Genomic DNA, 23,761 nt, shown 5'->3' on the forward strand with positions numbered 1-23,761 from the left:
AAAAATAAAGGAGGACTTTGTTTCTGGGTATAAAAGAAAAATGGTATAAAAGTAACTGGATGCTACCCCTATAATGCATATTCTAAGAATACCAGTGCTTTTCCAAGGATAAAGTAATAGACATACCGACAGAATGAATACTAGTCCAAGATGAAAGATATACCCATATCTAAATTCTCTAAAGAATGGGTTACCAATTAACAAACCCGCTACCATAATTGCTATGCTAAGCCAAACGACAATATAATATGTTTTTTTATTAAATTTATTATTAAACTCCCTCATACTTACCTCTTTGATTTTTAGTCTAAATCCATCCTTTAAATATATCATTTTTAAAGATGAAATAGGTAATCAATACTGTTGATTGAAGGAAATTTCAATTAGATGTCGGCTATTGGCTCACCATTTTCGAGGTGGGTCAAATAAACCAAGATTACCACAAGTAGTGGCAGTCTTGGTCTTTAATCAATGTCCAGTTCTACTTAGACAATCCCACAGGGATCGTTTAATAACCATTTACAAAGTTATTTATTGTTTCCCTTTCGTCATCCGTCAGTTCCCTTTTAACATGCTTTTTGAATTCCTCACTTACTTTCTGTTCATCACCACCGCAACTATCTGTATATTTCGCAATGGCCCTGAGCTTCGCAACTTCCTGAATAAATTCCTCTTTTGTAATAGGTCTTTGATGCGAAGGGATATATGTATCTGCATCAAATAATTCCAATTCGTCTAATAACTCCAGTGTTGTCTTGATGGTATAGTTATCTTTCTTCGAAAAAATATCTGGGTAAATGCAGTCACCGAGAAACAGAATCTTTTCTTCTTTGATATATACGATTACTGAATCTGCAGCATGATCTCCCCCGACATGTTGTACGATACAGGTTACCCCACCAAGGTCAATTTCCACCCGTTTTTCAAAGGTTACATCCGGCAAGACTATTCTGATATCCCGGTGATCCGTATATTCATTTTTAATGGCCCTCGCACAAAATTCAATTTCCGTTCCTTCTCTCACTCGTTCATCTATTGCTTCATCCGACCATGAAAGAGGAATGAGCTTCTCCATTTCAATCTTTGTTTTTGAAGAGGCAATTGAAACTGTATGAGGTAATCCCGAAAGACCAAAGATATGATCCCAATGCCAATGAGTAAGAACTACCATATCGGGATGTGAAACCTCACCTTTCAAAGTTTCTTTCACGAAGTAATTTGCATGATCTTCCGAGTTTCCTGCGTCAATCATTAACGTCTTGTTATTGCCCACCACCATTCCTAGAATGGGCCTGTCAGTCTCCGATATTGGAGTGATATACCAAAAGCTTTTACCTATCTTGTTAATTGAGTGCATAACGGGATGCCTCCTTTCTTTTATATTTTAAGTCGAATAGCGGTTGTTTACTCATAGAACGATTACTGCCTCTATTTATCGTACTGTTCACCTCACCTATTTAAGCCACTTTTGGAAAGTATCTTAAACTTTAAGAAATGTTCACATGAAACTTGTTCCCTCTATAAAAGACCGGCCATCCTTTGATATACTGAAAATGGGTGATGGATATGTACAAGGTGTTTATTGTTGAAGATGATCCTAAAATCAGAAATTTAATGGGACAGTACTTGGCAAAATGGAATTTCCAATCGGTTATGGCAGAGGACTTTGAAAATATTGATGGGCAAGTACTCCAAGAAAAACCCGACCTAGTCCTGCTCGATCTAAATTTACCCGGGCACGATGGTTTTTATTGGTGCAGTAGACTTCGTCAGCTTTCAGACATACCTATCATAATTATTTCTTCCCGTTCGCAAAGTATGGATATTGTGATGGCAATGAACATGGGTGGGGATGACTACATTCAAAAACCATTTTCACTCGAGGTCCTTGTGGCAAAAATGAATGCGGTCTTGAGACGCTCAGGCTTCATTCAAAACAAGGAAAAGGACTTATTTACGGTTGGGGAGATCACTCTTAATCTACATAACTCCTTTGTTACGTACCGGGGAAAAGAAATTTCCCTCACGAAAAATGAATTTCAAATACTATATCTCCTCATGAAAAAAGCAGGACAAATTACCTCCCGGGATGAAATTATGCGGGTCCTATGGGAGGATGAACAATTCATCGACGACAATACACTTACAGTCAATATGACGCGGCTACGCAGAAAGCTTGAGGAAATAGGTCTAGAGGGCACCATCACGACGAAAAAAAAACAAGGATATCTCCTTCAATGAGATGGAAACACTATCTTTTTGACCAGCGATTTCTATTGTTTACCTTTTCCATGGCTCTTCTTCTAACATCCATGATCTTAATCCTTGATCCGAATTTGCATATTCATCTAAGTAATCTTCTCTATCTATTACTTTTAATGATTCTGCCTTTTTCAACATACCTGCTAATTGATTTCCGCAAGAAGAAAAGATTTTTTCAGCTATTAAGGGAGAAGACCGAATCAGGATTTAGTCTAGAACCATCGCATTCTAACACATATGAACAGAGACAAATTACACAACTATTAAAAATTCAAAGTGAGCTATTTGAACGTAAAATTGAGGGATTGAAAAATGAACAAAAGGAATGGCATGAATATACAGTCTCCTGGGTTCATGAAATAAAAACACCCATTTCTGTCAGCAAGATGTTATTCGAAACCGAACATGGCTCGAAAAGCCTAGAAGAGGAAATAGATAAAATCGATTATTTAGTGGACCAAGCCCTGAACTATGCCAGAGTTAGCAATTTCAGCAAGGACTATTTTATTCAAGAACTGAATGTTGAACATATTATAAAAGAGTCCATAAAGGGGAATCGAAAGGTATTTTTAGCAAAAAACATAAAGCTTGTGCTCGACCTTTCCCGGCTTGAAGTTCTTTCCGATAAAAAAGGTCTGCTTTTCATTCTCAACCAGATCCTGTCAAACTCCTTAAAATATACGCCAGCAGGTGGCGAAATCACTGTTCAAATTAACAAAGATGATAAAAGAATTACCATACGGGACAATGGAATAGGGATTGTCAAAGAGGATTTGGTACGGATATTTGATAAAGGTTTCACCGGTAAAAATGGAAGACAATTTACCTCCTCAACCGGAATGGGGTTATATCTTGTGAAAAAAACAGCCGATAAATTGGAACTCCAGCTGTTCGTTGATTCCATCGAAGGCAGCTATACCGAAGTGTCCATCTCTTTCTCAAAAACGGTTGATTTGTTCAAGGAGGAATTAGATACCTTTATGTACTAGAAAGGGGCCGCCAACTAGAAGCCCCTTTCATTTACATTTTCACCAACAAATAATACTTCCGCCATGTTACAAGGTAGTATACAGAATAAATAGCTAGGTATATGGCAATCGTAGCCGAAAACGGCAGCAACACCTGGATATGCGCAAATCTGGCTAATGCCACAATGATAACGGTACTACTCGGGATGGCAATGACTAATGGAAGCATAAAGACCGGTAGTAATTGCTTGGCAATAGCATTGCTTATTTGCTTATGGCTCATGCCGATTTTTCTCAGTACTTGATAACGCCCCTGGTCAGCAGTGGCCTCGGTTAGCTGTTTGTAGTACAACATACTTCCAGTTGCGAGCAGAAAGACAATCCCCAAAAAGGCACCAATAAAAATCAGCAGTCCGTAGGTTTGGACTCCCTTTTGGTATTCGTGATAAAAGGAAGTGAATATAAATGAGTCATCTTCCATTCTTACATCCTTTCGAACCATTTCTTCGATTTCATTTATCAGTTTCTCCATCGACTTATCATTAACCAGTTTATAAATTTGCATCTTTTCAACATTCCCCTGTTCCCTCAACTCCTGATACATCTGATCATTGATTACCATTGGAAAGGCGGAATAGTTTTGATTTAATAAATGCCTTTTTTCATATTTATCAATTGTCACCTTTACCTGATCTGCCAGTATAATCGTTTTTCCGGTGTATGGATCCGTGGCTTGATTCAAATTCCCGTCATTAAAGACAAGTGCCTTGCCGTCTTCAATATCCTTCATTGAATCCAGGCCTATTTTTTCAGCCAATCGTTTGTACTCACTCTCCATAATAAGAATCACCGGAAACTGATCTGGCCATCTTTCCGTCGGAGAAAGGTCCCCTTCCACCTGTAAATACTCCATTGTATCTGAAAAAACAACCTTGTGTTCCTGGCTCTCATTAATCAACTTTCCAATCTGTGTATCGGTTTCGTTATTCCTCGATGTATACATGATACTCAAAGGATTATTTTCATTCGCGCCGGCATTCAAGTTTTGATGCAAGCTGAAGATGGTCCCCAGTACAAAAAGGGTAATGGTACTTAACAGGGCAATAACCGATAAAATAAGTACATTTCCTTTTATCCTGAAACGGAGATGGGAGACACTAATTAAATTTGTCCCTTTAAAATAGATACCCTTCATTCTTGCAATCCAATCTAATAAAGCAACCAAAACGGAATGCATAAACAAAAAGGTCCCAACCAAGACAAATAGCAGCGAAAACAGGAATGCGGTAAAACCATATTCCCTGTATATTCCCGAATCGCTTGGTAGCAGCATTCCATAACATCCTATTCCAATCATAACAATAGATAAGACGGCAGCAATCCTTGATCCCTTCTGCTGTTTATCACCCTGATTATCGGCTTTAAGGAGTTCCATCAGTGTATAGCGATAGATCATCCGATAATTTCGAAATGATGTAACCGCGATAATGGAGATAAACACAATCAACGACTGAATGATTGCTTTATTGGAAATATCAAAATGGGCGATGAAGGAAAATCCCATTAATTTAACTAACAGCATGGCGAACAATTTCGATAGAAGAATGCCTATTCCGATAGCCGCCCCGAGTGCGACAAACCCCATGATAAGATTTTCATAGAAAAGGAGCTTGGCAATCTGCTTCTTCCGCATTCCAAATAAAGAGTATAAGGCAACCTCTTTTTTTCGTTTTCTAGTAAAAAAATGATTGGAATACCAAATAAAAATAGCTGAAAAAATCAGCAGCAAAACCGATGCTGCCATGAAGGCTGGTTGTACCTTTCCTAAGGCCGTTGCCGAATGGACAATCTGGTTATTGTACTGGAGCGAAACAAAGATAAAGTAAATCATCATGCTGAATACCATCGGGTAGAAATACAACAAATAGGATCGGGTATTCTTTTTAATATTTGTTTTGGCAAGGCTAAATAATGTCATAGCGGCCGCCTCCCCCAAGAGTGGCAAGGATATCGATAATTTGCCCGAAAAATTGTTTCCGGGTTCGGTCGCCCTTCCTGATTTCCGTAAAAATTGCCCCGTCTTTGATAAATAAGACGGAATTGCTGAAACTCGCTGCATAGGCATCATGCGTTACCATCAGGATGGTTGCCTGCTGCTGTTCATTTAGTTTGGTGAGTGTGGAAAGTAGCATAAACGCAGACTTGGAATCCAGTGCCCCTGTTGGTTCATCGGCGAAAATCAAGCTGGGATTCGTAATAATGGCTCTTGCCACAGCCGTTCTCTGTTGCTGACCACCAGAAATGCTGTAAGGATAGGATTCTAAAATGCTATCGATCCCCAGCACTTCAGCTACATTTTTCACCCTCTTTTCAATCTCCTGGTAGGGAACATTCGATAAGGAAAGTGGCAGAATCATGTTTTCCTTTACAGTCAATGTTTCAATTAAATTGTAATCCTGAAAGATAAAACCCAGTTTCTCTCTTCGGAAATCAGCCAAATCCTCTTCTTGCAGGCGTAGGATACTTTTTCCCTCGATATTGATTGTCCCTGAAGTCGGGACATCGATGGTTGACAACACATTCAAAAGTGTTGTTTTGCCTGCACCCGATGGCCCCATAATGCTGACAAATTCCCCTTTAAAAACCTGAAGCTCGATATCATTCAATGCAGTATATACATTCCCCTTCGATCCAAATACCTTTTTAATGTTCGCGGCTTCCAAAACGATTTGTTTTTCCATTTCATCATCCCTTATTTAGCTTTATATATCTAACTATAAGAGAAATAGATAGCTCCAACCATAACTTATCCTTACAATTCATAAGAAATCCTTACAATTTTGTAACCCAGCAAAAAACTAATAAATAAGACTACATAATAATCTGATATAATATGAAAAAATGTATGTGAATGAATAAAGAATCAATATAATTAATCTGTAGGCGATTCATAATTTGAATTTTCGTGGGTGATAAGATGAAAATTTCAATAGAAGAAATAAACAAAGAACTGGCAGAAGAAATCCTGATAAGGTGCCATGAAGTAGATGAAGAAATAGACGAAATCGTAAACAAGCTGAAAACGGAAGAACTCATTGTACTCGGATATCAAAATGATCAAGTTCACCGTATTAAGCTTAGTGATATTTATTATTTCGAGGCAGTTGACGGAAAAGTTTTTATTTACTGCAAGGATAACGTTTTTGAGGTAAAACAAAAGCTTTATGAGTTAGAGGAATTATGCAGTGGGAAGAACTGCTTTCGTGCATCCAAATCAACTATTTTGAACATCGCTAAAATTTCATCCATTTATCCGTCCATAAGCGGTCGATTTGAGGCGGTGCTTGATAACGGGGAACGTGCTACTGTATCAAGACAGTATGTGCCTGTCCTTAAAAATAGGCTAGGATTGTAAAGGAGGGATAAGCTTGAAGATGTCCGAATTTGTACAAAAGATGATAAAAGACTTTTTAATCATCTTTGCATTCATCATCATTATGATTACTATTTTGCGGCAAATCTATTATCCCAATATGGTCTTTGAATTGAGGTCGATTTATATTATCATGGCCTTTTCATTTATAAGTGCAATAATGGGATTTATTTTGTATTCTCCTAATGACATAAGTGAGAGGAAAATGCGCATAAGAATGTTCATTCATTTTTTCAGTTTGGAAATCCTTTTGATTGTCCTTTGTAGCATTTTTGGAATTGTGAATAATGCGGTAGACGTAATCATTCTTGTACTGCAAATTGCTGTAATTTATTTTCTGGTTCGTCTGCTATCATGGCAAAAGGATAAAAAAGAAGCCCAAAAAATCAACGAAAAACTAAAGGCATTTAAGTAAGAATTTTAGGAGATTGGTCATTAAGTTCATAAAGCAGCAATGACTGCTACAGATTAGTATGCGGTAAGCCATGTAGCTTATCGCTTTTTTGCATCTTATTTGCCCGTGGATACAACTTATCGAATTTCTATATACTTCCTTTCAGTCGTTTAATATGATGAATTCATAAAAAATGATTCGAAAGAAGGAATAACTACTATGGGGATTATACTATTATTTATTGCTTTGATTTTTGAGGTTGTTTTTGCAATCTACTGTATTGCAACTAAACAAAAACATAATAAAATAAAAAATTGGTTTAGGATTGCTGTATTTTTCACATTTGTCATACTCACACTTTCATCGGTGATTGTGTGGAGTTTCCGCTGGGTCTTACTTACTGTACTGCTTTTCATTTTAGCGGTAAAAGGAATGGTTTCTCTTAACCGTAACAAGGGAATTACTAAAAAGCCCAAAACCTCTAGATTGGTGTGGAAATCCATTTTTATGATAGTGGTAACGGTATTTGCATTTGCACCTGCGATTGTTTTTCCACAGCATCATTCACTAGAAGTAACAGGTCAATATGAAGTTGAAACCGCTACTTACACATATATTGACAAAAACCGGGCTGAGGAATTCACTGACACAGGCGACAACCGATTTGTGAATGTGGAATTTTGGTATCCAAAAAATGGAGATGGAACATACCCACTATTGGTGTTCTCCCATGGAGCAACCGGTGTTAAATCAAGCAATACCTCTACCTATACTGAGTTAGCAAGCCACGGTTATGTAGTTGTTTCAATCGATCATCCTTATCATTCCTTTTTTACGGTTTCGGATGATGGAACGAGAGCTTTGATTAATTCAGATTATTATCTTGAAATTAGCAATCTGAATAAAGACGGCATTTATACAAATGAAGAACTCTATGGACTCATTCAAAAATGGATGAAACTTAGAACAGACGATATGAATTTTGTAATTGATACGATTCTTGATAAATCTAAAACTGAAAATAATACCTTATATCAACTTATTGATACAGAGAAAATCGGTGTGTTCGGTCACTCAATGGGCGGTGCTGCAAGTGTTTGGCTAGGCAGAGAACGTGAGGATATAGATGCAGTTGTAAATCTTGATGCCCCATTCTTTAGCGAGCTTCTTTACAAGAAAGAAATGGATGACTTTGTAGCAAGTAACGACTCATATACAACACCACTTTTTAATATTTATTCGGACGATGTTTGGACACAGCTCGAAAGTAACTCTCTTTATGCTGCGAACAAACTCAATAATGAACCATTCAAAAATGCATACACTGCTCATTTTCAGGGGGCCAAACATTTAAGCTTGACTGATTTACCTCTTTTTTCTCCTATGCTTGCAAATCTTCTGCAAGGTGGAAAAGCGGATATTGATCCATATTACTGTATCGAAACTACAAATGAACTGATTGTTAAATTTTTTGACTATGAATTAAAAGGCATTGGCCATTTCTCCCCTGAAGAGACATATTGAATATAGTCTAGCAGTTTAAAAAAATTCATTAAAGGCTGAGGTATACATGTGTAAACTGTATGGCTCAGCCTTTAATAAGGTATTAATACATTTTTTATCGAATATGATTTTAGTGATAAAGGAGTGATGTTGTTGAAAACAGCATTTGTTAATATTCTTTTAAATATCTTGTTCTATCCCTCACCGGAAATAATGATTACCAAGGAAGAAGAAAAACAATTTAATGATTTGTTTGAAAGCTCTTCTGAAAAAATGAATAAACTTGTTGATTACAACCTTTCATCCCCTAAATATAAGTTTCTCCATTATTTGTCGCATCACAAGTCATTCGTTTTGCACGGCTCAAATAATAAGCAAATAGATTCCTTTGAACCTCGAGAGCAAACCTTATTTAATGGTAAAAAGACAACAGCAGTTTTTGCTACTAAAGATCCGATTTGGTCCTCTTTCTATGCCACCTTGGACAAGAAAAAAATAATTGGAGATATTAGAAATGGATCCATTTCAACTAAAAAGAAAAAGATGTTTCACTTCTACTCCTTAACAAAGCCTACACTTTTAAATGATCCGTGGATTTCAGGCATGATTTATTTATTACCAGAAGATTCTTTCTCCCATATAGGCGGCAATGATACCATCCAATTTAATGAATGGATTAGCATGACAGCCGTAACACCAATTGTAAAAATAGAATTAGAACCAAGCGATTTTTACTTTAGAAATAAAGTGGCATCTCATCGTTCTAATGAATCTATTATTCAGTCATGGTTCTTTTACAAATTGCGAACTTTATATAAATGAACTACTCACTACTAAGTTACGAGATTCCTGTGAAAACAGTGTCACCACCAGTTATATTAACGGACTAGCTCTACCTAATAACCTTTTATAGGCAGTTGTATATGTAAATGGAGGTCGAATCATGAAATGAGGGAAAAGATATGAATTATGACTGGTACCGATCCAATCCAATGCCTTTTCCGTACCAATAGGGTTATGGACAGATGGCCATGTTGAGAAAACATGGACATGGTGATGAGCATCATGGTTCTCATGGCAAACCAGGACATCATGGCGGTGGCCACGGCAAACCATCACATGGGCACCACGGAGGATTTCAAGGTGGGCTGCCATTCTTGGGTGGATTAGCAGGAGGTTTACTGGCAGGAACATTATTGAACCAACCTGATTATTCCCCGTATGTGTCTAGTCCAAATTATGGCCACTATCCTGCATATACTCCAACACCATACCCACCCTATCCAAATTATTCGTACCCGCCGTATGGAAACTACTACTAAATCCTACCATCAACTAATTTAATAGCCATCACTAGGAAAAATTGTGATGGCTTTTGTTACGTCAGATTTTTGGCCCGGCCTTTACAGAATCGAGAACGACACTTCTTTCTCTTTAAGGGAGATATTAGCCTTTGTTTTTTGTCTTCCCTTCTCCTAATGTTTCTATAAAATTTACGAAGGTCTTCACGACATTCCATTCCATGGATTCCTTATGGTAATACATCCATGTTCTGCGTATTAATGGGTCTCCGTTTTGGTCAGTCAAATCTATTTTATATAATTCCTTCGTATCTTTAAGCATTCTGCTGGACATGATCCCATAGCCCAATCCGTTTATAACCATTTCCTTACAAGTATCAACATGGTCCACTTCTATGCTGATTAGCGGCGGCTGGGTATAGTTTTCGGCCCACCAATTATCAATTAACGAATTTAATAAGTAATCGCCGCTATAATCAATTCTGGGGAGATGAGGCAAATCTGCCATATCAATTTCCCTACTTGACATAACTGAAATACTTTCTTCAAATAATAAATGTTTCTTAAGTCCTTTATCGCTATAGTCGCCTCGAATAAAGCCGATATGAACATCCTTGTGGTGTATAAATTGAGTTACATCCTTACTCCAGCCAGTAATCACTTTAAACTCCACATGGGGATATTGTTCTTTAAATAATTTTAATAGATGGGGTAGTTCATAATTGGCGAAAAATTTAGACACACCTAATTTTAAGGTTCCTGCAACTTCATTACCTGCGTCATTATTCATATTCCGGACATGCTCTTTAATATTATTAAATTGAGCAAGGATATCATCAGCACAATGAACAAGATATTCTCCTTGTGGGGTAAAATGAACCCCTCTGCTTTCTCGTGTTACGATTTTGACACCCAATTCTTCCTGCATGTTCTTTATACGGTTCGTTAAAGCTGGCTGGGTAATAAATAAAAGCCTTGCTGCTTTTGATATGTTCTTCTTACTATAGAGAACCTTCAGTATTTCCCAATCACGGTAGTCCATTATTTACCTCCCAAAAAATGCCATATAAGTTTTTTTAATATCATCCTATATTTTTTTTGCATTTTATTTATTTCAATTATTGCATTATGATTGGTTTGTAGCAATTGATTATTACTTCCTTAAAACCTGATTGAGATCTTTGAACGCAAGGGTTTAAAAGGAAAATTTATAGAAGTCTCTATCTGCAGGACAAAACAAACTTATTATAGGGAGAGAAATTTTTTATGTGGATTATAACTTGTTATTTAGACTCAACTATTTCTTTGTTTGAATTTAGCACTGAACAGGAAGCAAGAGAAAAACTCAAAGACATGAAAGGTCTTAAAATCCTTTCTGAAGTTGTATACTACAATGATGAATGCTTTCTGCAAGAATCAGCATAAACTACCGAAATTTAATACAATTGTTTGCATAAAACGAAAAGGCCAATGTTTTAAACATTGGCTTTTTCGTTACTTTATTTAAAAAAGGATATTACTAATTTCACAACTAATTGTAGTCCTACTGATTGCCTTGGTCATTATTGCACTAAACCACTTTATATTAGCTCAAACAATCCCAACTTTTTAAAGTAATTACAAATTATACAAGAGAGGCTTAACTATTGTCGCTTTTTTCAACGACATGAATAGTTAAGCCTTTACATAATTATTAATTATTTTGATGAGCTTGTTTTGGAAAATGTATCTTAAGTTTACCGATAACCACAACGAAAATAGCCAATATAAGAGGCAAAATAATATGAAAGCTATGGCCGAGACCTTCAAAGAAATGGCCAATCACCTTATCACCTAAGATCATCTCACCAGCCGTATAGCCTAGCAGTCCTGCTCCTAAAATAACGATAATAGGGAACTTTTCCATAATGGCCATTAAAAGTTGGCTTCCCCAAATGATTAATGGAATACTAATAGCTAGTCCAATAAGAATTAGTAGCATGTTTCCATTTGCTGCACCCGCAACCGCAACAACATTATCTAAACTCATAACTAAGTCAGCAATAATAATTGTCTTGATAGCCCCCATTAAATTTGAACTTCCTTTAATATCTTCTTCTTCTTCGCCTTTTAATAGTTTAATAGCAATCCATAAAAGCAAAATACCACCAATAAAGTTCAAGTACGGAATCTGTAATAAATAAACAGCAACAAATGTTAACCCCACCCGTAGTCCTATTGCCCCAACGCTACCTAGAACCACAGCCTTTTTCTGATATTTTGCGTCCAAATTACGGCAAGCAAGAGCTATAACAACAGCATTATCGCCACTTAAAATAATATTAATAAGAATAATTTCAAATAAACCGACAATAAACTCACTGCTCATTGAATCTTCCCCCTTTTTAAAAAATTTAGGTAACGTAATAATATTAAACTATCTTATATAATTTAGTAAATTACTTATTTTGTTATAATTAAATTTTTTTTTCAAATGATAGTTCCTCATTTATCAGTTTGTATTTTTTGAAATTCTACTGTATCAGAATACTATTTAAAGGCAGCTTTCGAAAAGAACCACAAATAAGGCTGTTGATTTTACTCAACAGCCATAAAATGAATTAAATTAATGGGATTCTAATGCATCCAATCCCATTTGAGCTAGAATTTCATGTCCAACAAGAGATGGGTGGATATCTCCAGGTATAAGGTTATTAAACGGATACAATCCGATTTCATATGCATTTGCAATTCTTACACCTGGATAAAAATTATTTAATCCAACTAGTGATTGATTTATACCTAGAATAAGAGGATTACCATACAAGTTTATTGGGTGTGATGGACCAAGAGCATTAAACGGATTATAAAAATTATATAGTACTATTTTCACATTGGGATTTAAACCGTATATTTTTTTTATAATTAAAGGAATATTATTATTTAAGTTAAAAGCAGCTGGTTTAATTTGCTGTTCTATTAATCCCCTTATAGCCGCCTCGTCAAGGCTTCCTCCACTCGCCACTAATGCATCTTTTATTGGCTTTAACAAATCATTACTACCAATATTCAGTGTAATATAATCCGCCTTATTTACTGCTTGAATAAACTTTTGATCATTATTCAGTGCATTTAACAGATCTGTAGTTTTCCATCCTGGTACAGCAAGATTCCGAACACGCAAGTCAGCTTCTTTCCCGATTAAATAAGGAAATGCTTCTTTAGAGGGTTCTTCAGTACTGTCGGTAAGACCATATCCAAATGGTATGGAGTCCCCCAATGCAACTAACGATTTTTTTGCATTTTCACTCTTGGCAAATCCTGATGTTGTAAAAAATAAACTGATAACTAAAAGTAACGGCAACAGCTTTATAATTCTCTTCAACTTTTTCACTCCCTCGCCCTATTTATGTAATCAACTTCAATTATATTTAGGTAAAAAGAAGGTGTTTGTCGAACTAAAAAGTAGAATAATATTTATTTAATGCAAAAAAGCGACTAGTTGGCCAAAACAATGCTATATTTTGTAGAAATAATGGAAGAAGACTTGTTTAGTACCAGAAGAAGAATAATTAGCTACCCATAATTTTTGTGAATTTTAACCCAACGACTTCAAATATATATTCCCAAACTCTGCTGGCGTTCGTATTTCATATCTTCTTATAAAAGTTATATGAATATAGTGTCAATGTTTAATATCTACTATTACCAAAATAATGGTCCTTAGTGAGATAAATCACAATGCGCCAAAGTTTTTAATGCTAACATTATTAATGAGGTTAGATAATTATCACCTAGAAGTAGCCTTCTTTTTTTCACTAATATTTGTTCTATTATATTCTTCTCATAAAGGGAGATTGCATAAAGGAGAGTTATAAATGGCTGAAGAAAAATTGTCTGAATTAATTAGTCCTGAAGCTATCATTAATTTTGAAACTGGTGCAATTAAAGCAAGCACTTTGGATTCAATTATCAATCTTTTACCATTTGAAATGGGCTTTTGCGATGCTAACGATATTTTCCGCTGGTATTCAAATAATCCAAACCGCGTGCATGGTCGTCGTAAAGAAGCGATTGGCCGTCATGTGCTTGAGCTTCACCCAAAAGTGGCTCACCATGTTGAAAAATTGTTGAATGATTTTCATTCAGGAAAGCGTGACGATTGGGAATTTTGGTTCCCAAAACGCTCCGGTGAAACTAGTCAAATTTACCAAAAGTTCATGGCAGTACGAGATGAAAACGGGAAATATCTTGGATGTATGGATGTGACCGTTAATATTGACCTTTTCCAAGGAAAAGAAGGTAAGCATACCCCTGAAACTATTGACGAATTTATAGATTTTAAGCCTGAGTAAAAAATACCTTTTCCATATGAAAAGCCGCTGAAAGACACACTGGATTCCCAAATGTGTTTTTCTCTTATAACAGAAGTTTTGGTGGTTACTTATGCTACCATATAGAGCATTTCTTCTTAAAGAGGAATGCTTTTTATTTTTGCACAAATAAACACAATAACAACAAAATCTTTATAAAAATGAATAAAAGTTTATTGTTTACCGATAAATAACATGTTAATATCTAATAAACGAGTACTCAAAGAATGTCAGCTCGAAGATATTTTAGAATACAAAAGTGACTAAAAAGTAAAAAGAGGTTGATTAATAAACATTATGAAGGAAAGTAGGACTTAATAAAACAATCATTGAGGGAGGTAAAACCATGGACATAAACAATTTGATTATTAAAAATATTACTAACCCGCATGAGCTGGAGAGAATGTTTAGAAATGACCCCGAAGCCTTTAAAAAGTCATTCTTACACGCATGGGAACAAAATCCTGATTCGCAGGTTCTTGCTGTTTGGTATGAAAGATTGAATTTCAAGGAGACGGAACATACAGAAAAAGCTTCCTTGTTTCAGAAAGGTTTCTTATTCATGGGCATTTTAGCCATACTTGCCGGGATAAGCACCAGGATCATTTTCCATTATGTCGAACAGCAAGCAATTGCTCCAATAAACCTTGTTTTTGGAATTCTTCCCTTTATTGCAGTCTATTTTGTATACAAAAATAAACCTCAAAAAAAGGTTCTTTACACACTTGCAATGTTGTTCCTAATCTCCGGGTTGTATCTTAATATGCTGCCATTAAATGAAAACGACAGTACTATCCTTGCATATTTGCACCTTCCTATATTTTTATGGGGATTGATAGGACTTGCATTTACAGGAAATGAGTATTCAAAAGGCAGCACAAGATTAGCCTATCTTAAATTCAATTTGGAATTTTGTATACTCTACGCCAGCATGGCTATTAGCGGAATGCTTCTAGCAGGATTAACAATGCAGTTATTTAGCATTGTCGACTTGAATATAGAAGAATTCTATTTTAGAAATATCGTGTTATTTGGTGCTGCCGCTCTCGCTATTGTGGCTACCTACCTGGTATCAATGAATCTTAAACTTGCTAAGAATATTACACCATATATAGCTAAAATTTTTAGTCCACTTGTTCTAGCTACACTGATTGTCTATCTAATAACAGTCATTTCGGTCGGAAAAAATCCATTCTTGGATAGAAATTTCCTAATCGCATTTAACGGAATACTCCTTGGTGTCTTGGCTGTTACCATATTTTCGATTACAGAAAGCGGCACAGACGAGAAAAAGAACATCTCTGATTATATAAATTTTGCCCTAATTGTTCTTGCTCTTATCATTGACAGTGTGGCTTTATCCGCTATAGTATTCAGACTTTCTTCTTATGGAATTACGCCAAACAGACTTGCTGTTTTAGGCGTAAACATACTTATCTGGGGAAATCTAATTTGGATTATGGTCTCCTATATGCGGTTTTTACAAAACAAAACTGGGCCTTCAACCATCCAAGATGCGGTTACTAAGTATTTGCCTGTCTACGGACTTTGGGCGGCCTTCGTTACCTTTACTTTTCCTTTCATTTTTAATTAAAAAGGCTCAGTTAAAATAAAAAGATGCTGATCTTTCTTATATAGGCCAAAATGAACAAGTTTATTATTCATAAACTTGTTCATTTTTGGCTTTTTATCTATAAAAATCTCATTTACTTATGGTATGGCTCACCCCTATTAATACGAAAAGCCCGATACACCTGCTCCACCAAAATCAATCTCATTAATTGATGTGGAAAAGTCATTTTTGAAAATGACAAGGTATCATTAGCCCGCTTCATGACATCCTTGCTTAAGCCTAGTGATCCTCCGATGACGAAGGCAATTTTGCTTTTCCCGTAGGTTGCTAGGTTATCAATGTCCTCTGCTAGCTGTTCAGAAGACTTCATTTTGCCCTCAATTGCTAAAGCAATCACATGAGTGTCGTCCGATAGCTTGGCAAGAATTCGCTCTCCCTCTTTTTGTTTCACCTGCACCATTTCTGTCTCACTTAAGTTTTCCGGTGCCTTTTCGTCAGCAAGCTCCACAATTTCCACTTTGGCATAGGCTGTTAATCGTTTTAAGTATTCATTGATCCCTTGGATCAAGTATTTTTCTTTCAATTTACCAATTGTCACAATTGTGATGTTCACACTTATCCCCACTCTGCTCACATTTTACAAACACATTATCCACAGAACTTATCCACATATCCACATTTTCTATCCACATCTTGTATGGGAATATTAGTTCCCTACAACATATACCGCCTTATTTTGACAAAATTCACAGGTTGTTGATAAGTTTTCATCCTCAATTTTCGTCATAATCGGCGCAACCTCGTGTTCATCCACCACTATATCTAACGCTAATTCGATATGTTCTTCACAACATTTAATCATTTTTACTTCCTCCATCAAATCTTACCCACAACTACTTGGGAATTATGGGTATAACTTTTCTATAATCATTTTTTCTATCCACATGTTCTTATCTTACCCATTTTATCATATAAATTTGTCCACAAAAAAGCAGGAGAATCTCCACTCTCCTGTTTACGAATTCTACATAGATTCGCTTGCCAATTTTATTGTAGCCTTTTGTTTTTCGCCCGCTCGATAGAATGTTACCTCCATTGTGTCTCCTACCGATTTTTTATATAAATGCTTTCTCAGTTCAACTACAGATGAAATTTTTTTGCCGTCTAATTCCACGATTACATCAAGCTCTCGTAATCCCGCTTGTGATGCCGGTGTATTTCGTACCACTTCTAAAACAGCCACTCCCTCTGTTATGTCATTTGGTAGATGTAAGGTTTGCAGACGGTGATAGGAGGATATTTCGCTTAGTGACCGAAGCTGTCCCACTCCTATAAATGGTCGCTTCACCTCACCATATAGTTCAAGATCTTCAATAATAGGCTTTGCACTTGTAATGGGAATCGATAGACCAATTCCTTCAACCGCTTCCTGTGCAATTTTCATCGAATTGATGCCAATTACTTCGCCCTTAATATTCACAAGCGCTCCTCCACTGTTTCCTGGATTAATCGCTGCATCCGTTTGCATGACCTCAGCATTCCAATCAGGTATGCCGTCCTGATTAATATCAACCGGAATCGTCCGATTTAAGCCCGAAATGATTCCTTGCGTAACAGATCCAGAAAATTCAAGTCCCAATGGGTTTCCAATAGCAATGACTGGCTCGCCAAGATTAATATTGTCGGAGTTCCCAAATTCGGCAATCTTTTCTACATGACCCGCATCAATTTCAATTACCGCAAGATCCGTCCATATATCACTTCCAAGTAATTTTCCTTTCACTCGTGATCCATCACTTAGGCTTACTTCTATATCTGAAGCACCTTCGATGACATGGTGATTCGTGACGATAAATGCCTTGCCATTTCCTTTTTTATAGACAACCCCTGAACCTGTCCCCGCCGTCGTTGCTTCCTCCGACCAAAAATTTGTTTGCTGGAGATTAACGACTCCTACGACTGCCTCACTTACACGGTTCACAGCATTGGTGATCTCAGATGTCACATTTACGTTAATGGTTTGCTGGACACTTTCCCCGGTTGTTGGTGCTTTTTTCTCTACATCATCTAGCCCATTTACCTCTTCTGGCGGGGCATTCTCCCTGTATGGAAGTAAATCATACTTTGATAATGTCGGTAATAATACAATAACTAGTAATGCCCCTATTATGGCTCCAATTAATGCTGATAAAAACCAGCCACCACGACCACCTCCACTTCTAATCTTGCGATTTACATAATCCTGATCATAATACCCCATACCACCATTTCTCCTTTTTAACTTTATTCAGCTGAAGTCACCCACTTCTATAAGTGGGGGCAAATGCAATTAGAGTAACTAATCCAGTTGGGATTCAAACCCAGGCTGAATCAAGTTAAAGCCTCCGGCGGATGCCACAGATTTTCAAAGGTAATTTTTCGAGTAGGCTCGAAAAAATCTGGGCGCAAATACGCCAAGGCGCATTTGATAAAACATTCTATCCTCAATTTTACCCACATTTTATGGAAATCATGACCGGTTCTGGACATACGAAAGGCAGGAGCCAACTGCCCCTGCCTTTTTTCCCTATGATTATGCGTTTTTCCGTTCCATTACATTAATCCCAATTCCGATTAATACCACTCCCATTAATGTCAGAATACTAATCGGATATAGTAATTCACTCATGGGTGCTCCGTAAATCGTCGCTGCTTTTAAGCCTTCCATCGCATGTTTAATTGGCACAAAGTTCGATACCTTTAATAGAAAGTCTGAGCTGACAATTTCCAAGGGCCAATAAGCCCCACCAAGCATCGACAAACAGACTGACACGAGTGATATAATCGCATTAAATTGCTGTGTGCTTTTCACCACACTGACTAGAAACAGTGCTAAGGCAACAATTGAGAACACATATGGAATTAACACAATTAATGTTTTTCCAAATCCCCCGTAAAAGTCCACCCCAACTGCATAGCGGAACACGAAAAAGATAAGGGCAACTTGAACGTATCCCATGAGGAAGCTATAAACTAAATTCCCTGCGTACATCTCCCATTTTTTTAAAGGGGATAAAATCATTCGGTCCCAAACTCCCAATGTCCTCTCCTCCAAAATATTATGGACATTATAGGAGATCGTGTAAATGACGAAGAATAAGGTAAACCCAAAGATTGTCTGGAGCTGATTATCAATGATCACAGCATCATCACCACGGAAAGAAGCAGCCTGAATCTTGAATAACGGGTTCTCTTTCTTTTCTTTTAATTCCTCTAAAATGGGATTTGGATCGATATGTGCACTTGTAGCAGTTGCCTTTTTAATTTTATCTTCCATCAACATGTCGCTATAAAAGGTTTGAAGATAGCTTTCCAATAAATGAAGATTAGATGTCACTGTTGCAACAACTATTGTGTAAGAGTCCCCCTCAAGCTTCACAGCCGCCTCTGCATCACCTTCACTGACCATTTTCTTTGCCTCATCTTCGGTAACCGGCGTAAATTCAAAGGACTCAGACTGCGTTAAATCCTTCCAAAGTGCTGTTTCTTCAATATTTTCAATATCTGTATAAATAGGCACACTGATCGTTGAATAATTTGCCGCGCCTAATAACAAGGCAAAGACAATACTCATCACGGTCATGCCAATCATAAGCATTGGCTTGCGCAAAAATAATCTAAACTTTGCCTGTAAAATACTAATCATATGGCATCACCTCTTTTCGGAAAACTTAGAACAGCCGCTGTCAGCATCACCAAACCAAATCCGAGCAAATAATAAATATGGTGAGAAATCGCGGAAAGCTCAACTCCTTGCAGTAATTGCAATAATGAAGCCATACCTGCTCCATTTGGTGTAAAATTACCCAACATCCCGATGACCGATGAGGTTTCACCAATTGGGGTAAAGCTACCACCTAAAAAAGCGAAAATAGCGACGATCACATTTCCAAAAAAGCTCGATACACCTTCTGAATTGATTCGGTAATTTAACGCCGTCAACAATGCTCCGACTCCGCCTATCGCAAAGCATAATGATAAATTAACTAGGAAAAATCCGAGAAGATCCTTCCAAACGACATCAAATACAAGTGAAGTAACCCCATATAAAATTGATTGCTGAACCATTGCAATGATCACGATTGAGAAGAAGATACCTCCCAAATAGGACCATCTTGATGTATTGGATAAAATAATGCGGTTGAACACCTGCAATTGCTTTTCACGATACGCAAACGAGCCAACATGGGAAGCAATAAACATAATAAACATGACGCTCATACCGACAGAATAATATTGCAGGGAATTGATTGGTTCTCTTTCTGTTACTGTTTCGATTTCTCCTAGCTTCGCACTGCCAACTTCCTCTAACTGAATACCCGCTTTCCCAATGACAGTCATAGAAGTCATTTGCCTTTGAAAATTCGCCAAGATATCCTCCACTACCTTTGGAGCGATCTCTTTTGCTTCATTTTTATATAGCTTGATAGTCGCTATTGAAGGATCATCAAGCAATGCCGATGAAAGAATATCAAATGTATAATTCTCAGGTATCTCAATAACAGCGGAATAACTGTCATCATTTTTAATTTCATTCAATTCTTCCGGCTCGACTTGTTTAAGCTCGACAATTTCTTTTAATTCCTTACTACCAAACACTTCATCTAGCAATATTCGTGTGGGACGAAGCTGATCTGCTCCCTGTATTAACGCTGTTTCAGCTTCCTGTGGTAATCCTTCTGCCTTTACCTTCTGAACAAAAGCATCTATATCCTTTTGTTCATCACTATGGTCAATAAAAGCGACCTTAACTGAAAGGGATTCTGCGCCACTTGCCATCACTCCACCTAAAGCAAATCCAAGAATAGCAATGAGGACGAGTGGCATCAGAACTAAAACGAGTAGTTCCTGAGGATTCCGTAACAACACCAATAGATCTTTTTTTATAAATGGAATAATCATTTCCTCACCCCCTAGTCCCTTAACGCTCTACCTGTCAGATGAAGGAAAACATCTTCAAGTGTCGGTGCTTTTACTTCAACTGAAATTAATGTTGTTCCCGTTTCATCAGCAAATTGAGAGATTTTTTGGAACAGATTATACTCCTTCGGAACAATAACCGTAACATCACGGTCCTGACCCTTTACTTGACGAACGGTCGAATCTCCTTCAAGTAACTGAATAAATTCCTTTTTTGCCCGCTCTACCTTGATTGAAATTGTATTTTCAGAGGATAAAATATTCTTTAACTCTTCCTTTGTGCCGGACGCAATAATATGACCTTTATCCATGATATAAATCCGGTCACATAAGAACTCCACTTCCTCCATGTAGTGGCTCGTATATAAAACGGTCATTCCACGTTCCTTGTTAAGGCGCTTTACGGTTTCTAAAATATAGTTACGAGATTGTGGATCAATCCCCACCGTCGGCTCATCCATAATGATGATTTCTGGATTATGCAGCAATGCCACCCCGATATTCAACCTTCTTTTCATACCACCTGAAAAAGTTTTCACGAGATCCTTTCTACGGTCGGTTAAGCCGATCTGCTCCAATACCTCTTCAATTCGCTCCCTCAACTCAGCACCCTTTAACCGATATATCTCACCAAAAAATCGTAAATTTTCTTCCGCTGATAAATCCGTATACAACGCGATTTCCTGAGGAACCACTCCTAAAATTTTACGTATAGCCTGTGGGTGTTTAATTGTGCTTTCATTCCATAACCGTACATCCCCGGAAGTCGGAATCACTAATGAGGAAAGCATGGAGATGGTCGTCGATTTCCCCGCTCCATTCGGACCTAGTAATCCAACAATCTCTCCTTTTTCCAAAAACATATTAATTCCTTGTGCGGCAAACTTTTGCTTATACTTCTTCGATAAATCAATTATCTCTAACATCCCGTCATCCTCCTTTATAGTTTTATCATAGACCTTCGCGTCCCCATACAGCACTATCTCGCGTCACTTGTTTGTGGTAAAAACATGACCTGAGTCATTTTTGTTATAAAAGCACTATGCGCCCGCTTATCGGCGACAAGCATAAGACGAGCGCTGACAGAAGGCGCTTTTTGCTTTCAGAAGCAATTGCCTTAGACCAGAGAGCCCATGGCGCCTAGTGCTAGACATTGAAAAAGGGCTATCCCTCGTTTCTTGGATAACCCATTCCTATTATGTAATATCGTTTTTTACGGCAAAAATCGCTAACTGAGTACGGTCCCGAAGCTCTAATTTGTGCAAAATCTGTGTAATATGGTTTTTTACCGTCCCGATCGATAAAAATAATTCGTCGGCAATTTCTTTATTGGTCTTTCCTTCGCCTACTAATCTTGTAATATCCAACTCTCTAGCAGACAAAGGCAATTCAAACTTTTTCTCCACCTTATGTAGTAACCGCGGCATCACCTTTGCCATAACCTCTTCATGAATTGGAAGTCCCCCTTGAAAGCAGCTATAGACGGCCTGTATCAATGTTTGTTGATCTGATGTTTTTAGTAAAAAGGCATTGGCACCATATTTTAATGCCTGGATTGCATATTCGTCATCATTAAAAGTTGTGAGGATTAAAATCTTCACATTTGGCCAGCGTTCCTTGATCTTTCTTGTCGCTTCAAGGCCATTCATAACCGGCATCCGAATGTCCATTAGCACCATATCAATCACATGGCCCTCCATTTTTTTGATTGCTTCTTCTCCGTTTTCTGCCTCAGCAACTACCCTTATTTGTTGGTCCTGTTGCAGCATAAGCTTCAAGCCCTGTCTCACAATTGATTGGTCTTCTACAATCAACACATTCCACATGTAAGATCCCCTCCCTTACATTTTCACTAACGGAATCATTCCTTTAATCACAAACTGTTCATCCGTTTGATAGACTGCTAATGTTCCACCTAATTCCTCAATACGCTTTCGCATATTCGAAAGTCCAAACCCCTCTTCAAATGGTTCCTTCTTGTAAATTCGGTTTGTCATGATAAACTCCATGTTTCTGTCCGCCGTTTTCCCAAGTACCACCTGTATCTCACGTGAATGGGCATGGCGCATGGCATTTGTTAGGCCTTCCTGGATAACACGGTAGAGTACTACACTTTGTTCATTTGTGAGCCGATCTGAGAGGATTCCTTGCTTTGTTGTAAACTGAACCATGATATGACTTTCTGCCTCAAGCTTTTTAATCAGCTGTAAAATCGTAGCAATTCCTTCATGCTCCCTGTCCTTTAAAGTTCGTACTGCGAAACGGGTTTCTTCTAGGCTCTCTTTCGCCAATTCCTTTAACTCATTATAATGTTCTGGACCTTGCTTGATAGAAAGAATTTCTATTTGCATTAATAGTGCTGTGAGCTTATGTCCTACCGAATCATGAATATCCCTTGCAATCTTCGTCCTCTCCTGATAGCGTGCTTCCTCCTCCGAAACAAGTGCCACCCTTTTAAGCTTTCGATATTCACCAAGTAATTCCTCATAAAGATTTCTCTGTTCCTCCCGCTTTGTCCAGAGCCCATTAACCTGAATGGCAAGAAGATAGAATAAGAGAATATAAACGTACTCGGATAATTCCATTTCCGTCATCAAAAATAATCCAATTAAACTCGCTAGCGTTATAACCACAAGCTCTTTAAATCGTCTACTTCCTAGCTGGTTTGCTGCCAAAAACGCTACAAACATCAGTAATATGAGTGTAAATGGGTTCCCTTCTTCAATAATCCCAAGCACCAGAAGCAATCCGGTTATCCCTCCATATGAATAAATAGGTTTAGGAGAGATTTTCAGAAAAAAATAAAGGGTCATGACTGCCGCACAAATGATGATTGAATACGCGGTTGGTGTCGACTTTTCGAAGATAAAAAATAACCCCCAGAGCACCATTAAACCTGCTGTTTGTAAAACAAAAGCTTTCATACCATCCCCACTTTCATCCTAATTTCAAATTACTAGAAATTTATGGATACGGCAAGTGTTATTCCAAAACTAAAAAGCCCATCTGATAAAAA

Annotated in this window: 23 protein-coding genes and 1 pseudogene; 9 read left to right on the top strand and 15 right to left on the bottom strand. The window is 37.4% G+C overall.

Translation table 11 applies throughout. The features are described from left to right. Together V7147_RS12015 and V7147_RS12020 are read right to left on the bottom strand one after the other, a co-directional pair. Positions 1-285, bottom strand: a pseudogene (locus tag V7147_RS12015) (sensor histidine kinase); the annotation flags it as partial. Positions 286-508: 223 nt separating this feature from the next. After that, complete coding sequence (locus V7147_RS12020) at positions 509-1,357, bottom strand: MBL fold metallo-hydrolase (protein ID WP_335368101.1); 849 nt, start codon at positions 1,355-1,357, stop codon at positions 509-511. 209 nt (positions 1,358-1,566) lie between these two features. Here V7147_RS12020 and V7147_RS12025 point away from each other — a divergent pair, with 209 nt between their 5' ends. Next, positions 1,567-2,241 (top strand): response regulator transcription factor, encoded by a 675-nt coding sequence (locus tag V7147_RS12025; RefSeq protein ID WP_335368102.1) that lies wholly within the window; start codon positions 1,567-1,569, stop codon positions 2,239-2,241. Further along, positions 2,238-3,251 carry a sensor histidine kinase gene (locus tag V7147_RS12030; protein WP_335368103.1) on the top strand — a complete coding sequence of 338 codons (1,014 nt, stop codon included), beginning with the start codon at positions 2,238-2,240 and terminating at the stop codon, positions 3,249-3,251. Before V7147_RS12025 ends, V7147_RS12030 begins: the two co-directional genes overlap by 4 nt. Before the next feature lie 31 nt (positions 3,252-3,282). Here the strand turns inward: V7147_RS12030 and V7147_RS12035 are convergent, their stop codons facing one another. Both V7147_RS12035 and V7147_RS12040 read right to left on the bottom strand, forming a co-directional pair. Beyond that, positions 3,283-5,208, bottom strand: coding sequence for an ABC transporter permease (locus V7147_RS12035; protein WP_335368104.1), 1,926 nt, complete (start codon positions 5,206-5,208; stop codon positions 3,283-3,285). Further along, positions 5,195-5,971 (bottom strand): ABC transporter ATP-binding protein, encoded by a 777-nt coding sequence (locus V7147_RS12040; protein WP_335368105.1) that lies wholly within the window; start codon positions 5,969-5,971, stop codon positions 5,195-5,197. Before V7147_RS12040 ends, V7147_RS12035 begins: the two co-directional genes overlap by 14 nt. A gap of 236 nt (positions 5,972-6,207) precedes the next feature. Between V7147_RS12040 and V7147_RS12045 the strand changes: the two genes are divergently transcribed. The 5 genes from V7147_RS12045 (at position 6,208) to V7147_RS12065 (ending at position 9,882) form a co-directional block, all read left to right on the top strand. Further along, positions 6,208-6,645, top strand: coding sequence for a LytTR family DNA-binding domain-containing protein (locus tag V7147_RS12045; RefSeq protein ID WP_335368106.1), 438 nt, complete (start codon positions 6,208-6,210; stop codon positions 6,643-6,645). 19 nt (positions 6,646-6,664) lie between these two features. Then, positions 6,665-7,078: a DUF3021 family protein gene (locus tag V7147_RS12050; RefSeq protein ID WP_335368156.1), complete on the top strand. Its 414-nt coding sequence runs from the start codon at positions 6,665-6,667 to the stop codon at positions 7,076-7,078. Between the two features lie 198 nt (positions 7,079-7,276). Next, positions 7,277-8,581, top strand: coding sequence for an alpha/beta hydrolase family protein (locus V7147_RS12055; protein ID WP_335368107.1), 1,305 nt, complete (start codon positions 7,277-7,279; stop codon positions 8,579-8,581). 132 nt (positions 8,582-8,713) lie between these two features. After that, entirely contained in the window at positions 8,714-9,382 is a 669-nt protein-coding gene (locus V7147_RS12060; RefSeq protein WP_335368108.1) for a hypothetical protein, read from the top strand. A 203-nt stretch (positions 9,383-9,585) separates the two neighbouring features. After that, a complete protein-coding gene (locus tag V7147_RS12065; protein WP_335368109.1) occupies positions 9,586-9,882 on the top strand; it encodes a hypothetical protein in 297 nt (98 codons plus the stop codon). Positions 9,883-10,006: 124 nt separating this feature from the next. Here V7147_RS12065 and V7147_RS12070 read toward each other — a convergent pair whose 3' ends face one another. The 3 genes from V7147_RS12070 to V7147_RS12080 all read right to left on the bottom strand — a co-directional run bounded on the left by V7147_RS12070 (position 10,007) and on the right by V7147_RS12080 (position 13,225). Beyond that, positions 10,007-10,903, bottom strand: a complete 897-nt coding sequence (locus V7147_RS12070) for a LysR family transcriptional regulator (protein ID WP_335368110.1) — start codon at positions 10,901-10,903, stop codon at positions 10,007-10,009. A 651-nt stretch (positions 10,904-11,554) separates the two neighbouring features. Then, the gene (locus tag V7147_RS12075) at positions 11,555-12,229 is read right to left on the bottom strand and encodes a TerC family protein (RefSeq protein WP_335368111.1); all 675 of its coding nucleotides are present in this window, start codon (positions 12,227-12,229) and stop codon (positions 11,555-11,557) included. A gap of 237 nt (positions 12,230-12,466) precedes the next feature. Then, entirely contained in the window at positions 12,467-13,225 is a 759-nt protein-coding gene (locus V7147_RS12080) for an SGNH/GDSL hydrolase family protein (RefSeq protein WP_335368112.1), read from the bottom strand. Positions 13,226-13,718: 493 nt separating this feature from the next. Between V7147_RS12080 and V7147_RS12085 the strand changes: the two genes are divergently transcribed. Beyond that, entirely contained in the window at positions 13,719-14,195 is a 477-nt protein-coding gene (locus V7147_RS12085) for a PAS domain-containing protein (protein WP_335368113.1), read from the top strand. Between the two features lie 364 nt (positions 14,196-14,559). Then, complete coding sequence (locus V7147_RS12090) at positions 14,560-15,807, top strand: DUF4153 domain-containing protein (protein WP_335368114.1); 1,248 nt, start codon at positions 14,560-14,562, stop codon at positions 15,805-15,807. 112 nt (positions 15,808-15,919) lie between these two features. Here V7147_RS12090 and rlmH read toward each other — a convergent pair whose 3' ends face one another. The 8 genes from rlmH to V7147_RS12130 all read right to left on the bottom strand — a co-directional run bounded on the left by rlmH (position 15,920) and on the right by V7147_RS12130 (position 23,669). Next, positions 15,920-16,399: a 23S rRNA (pseudouridine(1915)-N(3))-methyltransferase RlmH gene (gene rlmH / locus V7147_RS12095; protein ID WP_335368115.1), complete on the bottom strand. Its 480-nt coding sequence runs from the start codon at positions 16,397-16,399 to the stop codon at positions 15,920-15,922. A gap of 93 nt (positions 16,400-16,492) precedes the next feature. After that, complete coding sequence (locus V7147_RS12100; protein WP_010677398.1) at positions 16,493-16,648, bottom strand: CxxH/CxxC protein; 156 nt, start codon at positions 16,646-16,648, stop codon at positions 16,493-16,495. Positions 16,649-16,810: 162 nt separating this feature from the next. Continuing rightward, positions 16,811-18,046 carry a S1C family serine protease gene (locus V7147_RS12105; RefSeq protein ID WP_335368116.1) on the bottom strand — a complete coding sequence of 412 codons (1,236 nt, stop codon included), beginning with the start codon at positions 18,044-18,046 and terminating at the stop codon, positions 16,811-16,813. Positions 18,047-18,358: 312 nt separating this feature from the next. Next, entirely contained in the window at positions 18,359-19,471 is a 1,113-nt protein-coding gene (locus V7147_RS12110) for an ABC transporter permease (protein WP_335368117.1), read from the bottom strand. Further along, positions 19,468-20,727 carry an ABC transporter permease gene (locus tag V7147_RS12115; protein WP_335368118.1) on the bottom strand — a complete coding sequence of 420 codons (1,260 nt, stop codon included), beginning with the start codon at positions 20,725-20,727 and terminating at the stop codon, positions 19,468-19,470. The genes V7147_RS12110 and V7147_RS12115 overlap by 4 nt, the downstream gene beginning before the upstream one ends. An 11-nt stretch (positions 20,728-20,738) precedes the next feature. Beyond that, positions 20,739-21,671 (bottom strand): ABC transporter ATP-binding protein, encoded by a 933-nt coding sequence (locus tag V7147_RS12120; protein ID WP_335368119.1) that lies wholly within the window; start codon positions 21,669-21,671, stop codon positions 20,739-20,741. Between the two features lie 270 nt (positions 21,672-21,941). Beyond that, entirely contained in the window at positions 21,942-22,571 is a 630-nt protein-coding gene (locus tag V7147_RS12125) for a response regulator transcription factor (RefSeq protein ID WP_335368120.1), read from the bottom strand. Between the two features lie 15 nt (positions 22,572-22,586). After that, positions 22,587-23,669 (bottom strand): sensor histidine kinase, encoded by a 1,083-nt coding sequence (locus V7147_RS12130; RefSeq protein WP_335368121.1) that lies wholly within the window; start codon positions 23,667-23,669, stop codon positions 22,587-22,589. Between the last annotated feature and the right edge of the window lie 92 nt (positions 23,670-23,761).

Source organism: Bacillus sp. JJ1521, assembly GCF_036965165.1.
Taxonomy (GTDB): domain Bacteria; phylum Bacillota; class Bacilli; order Bacillales; family Bacillaceae_L; genus Ferdinandcohnia.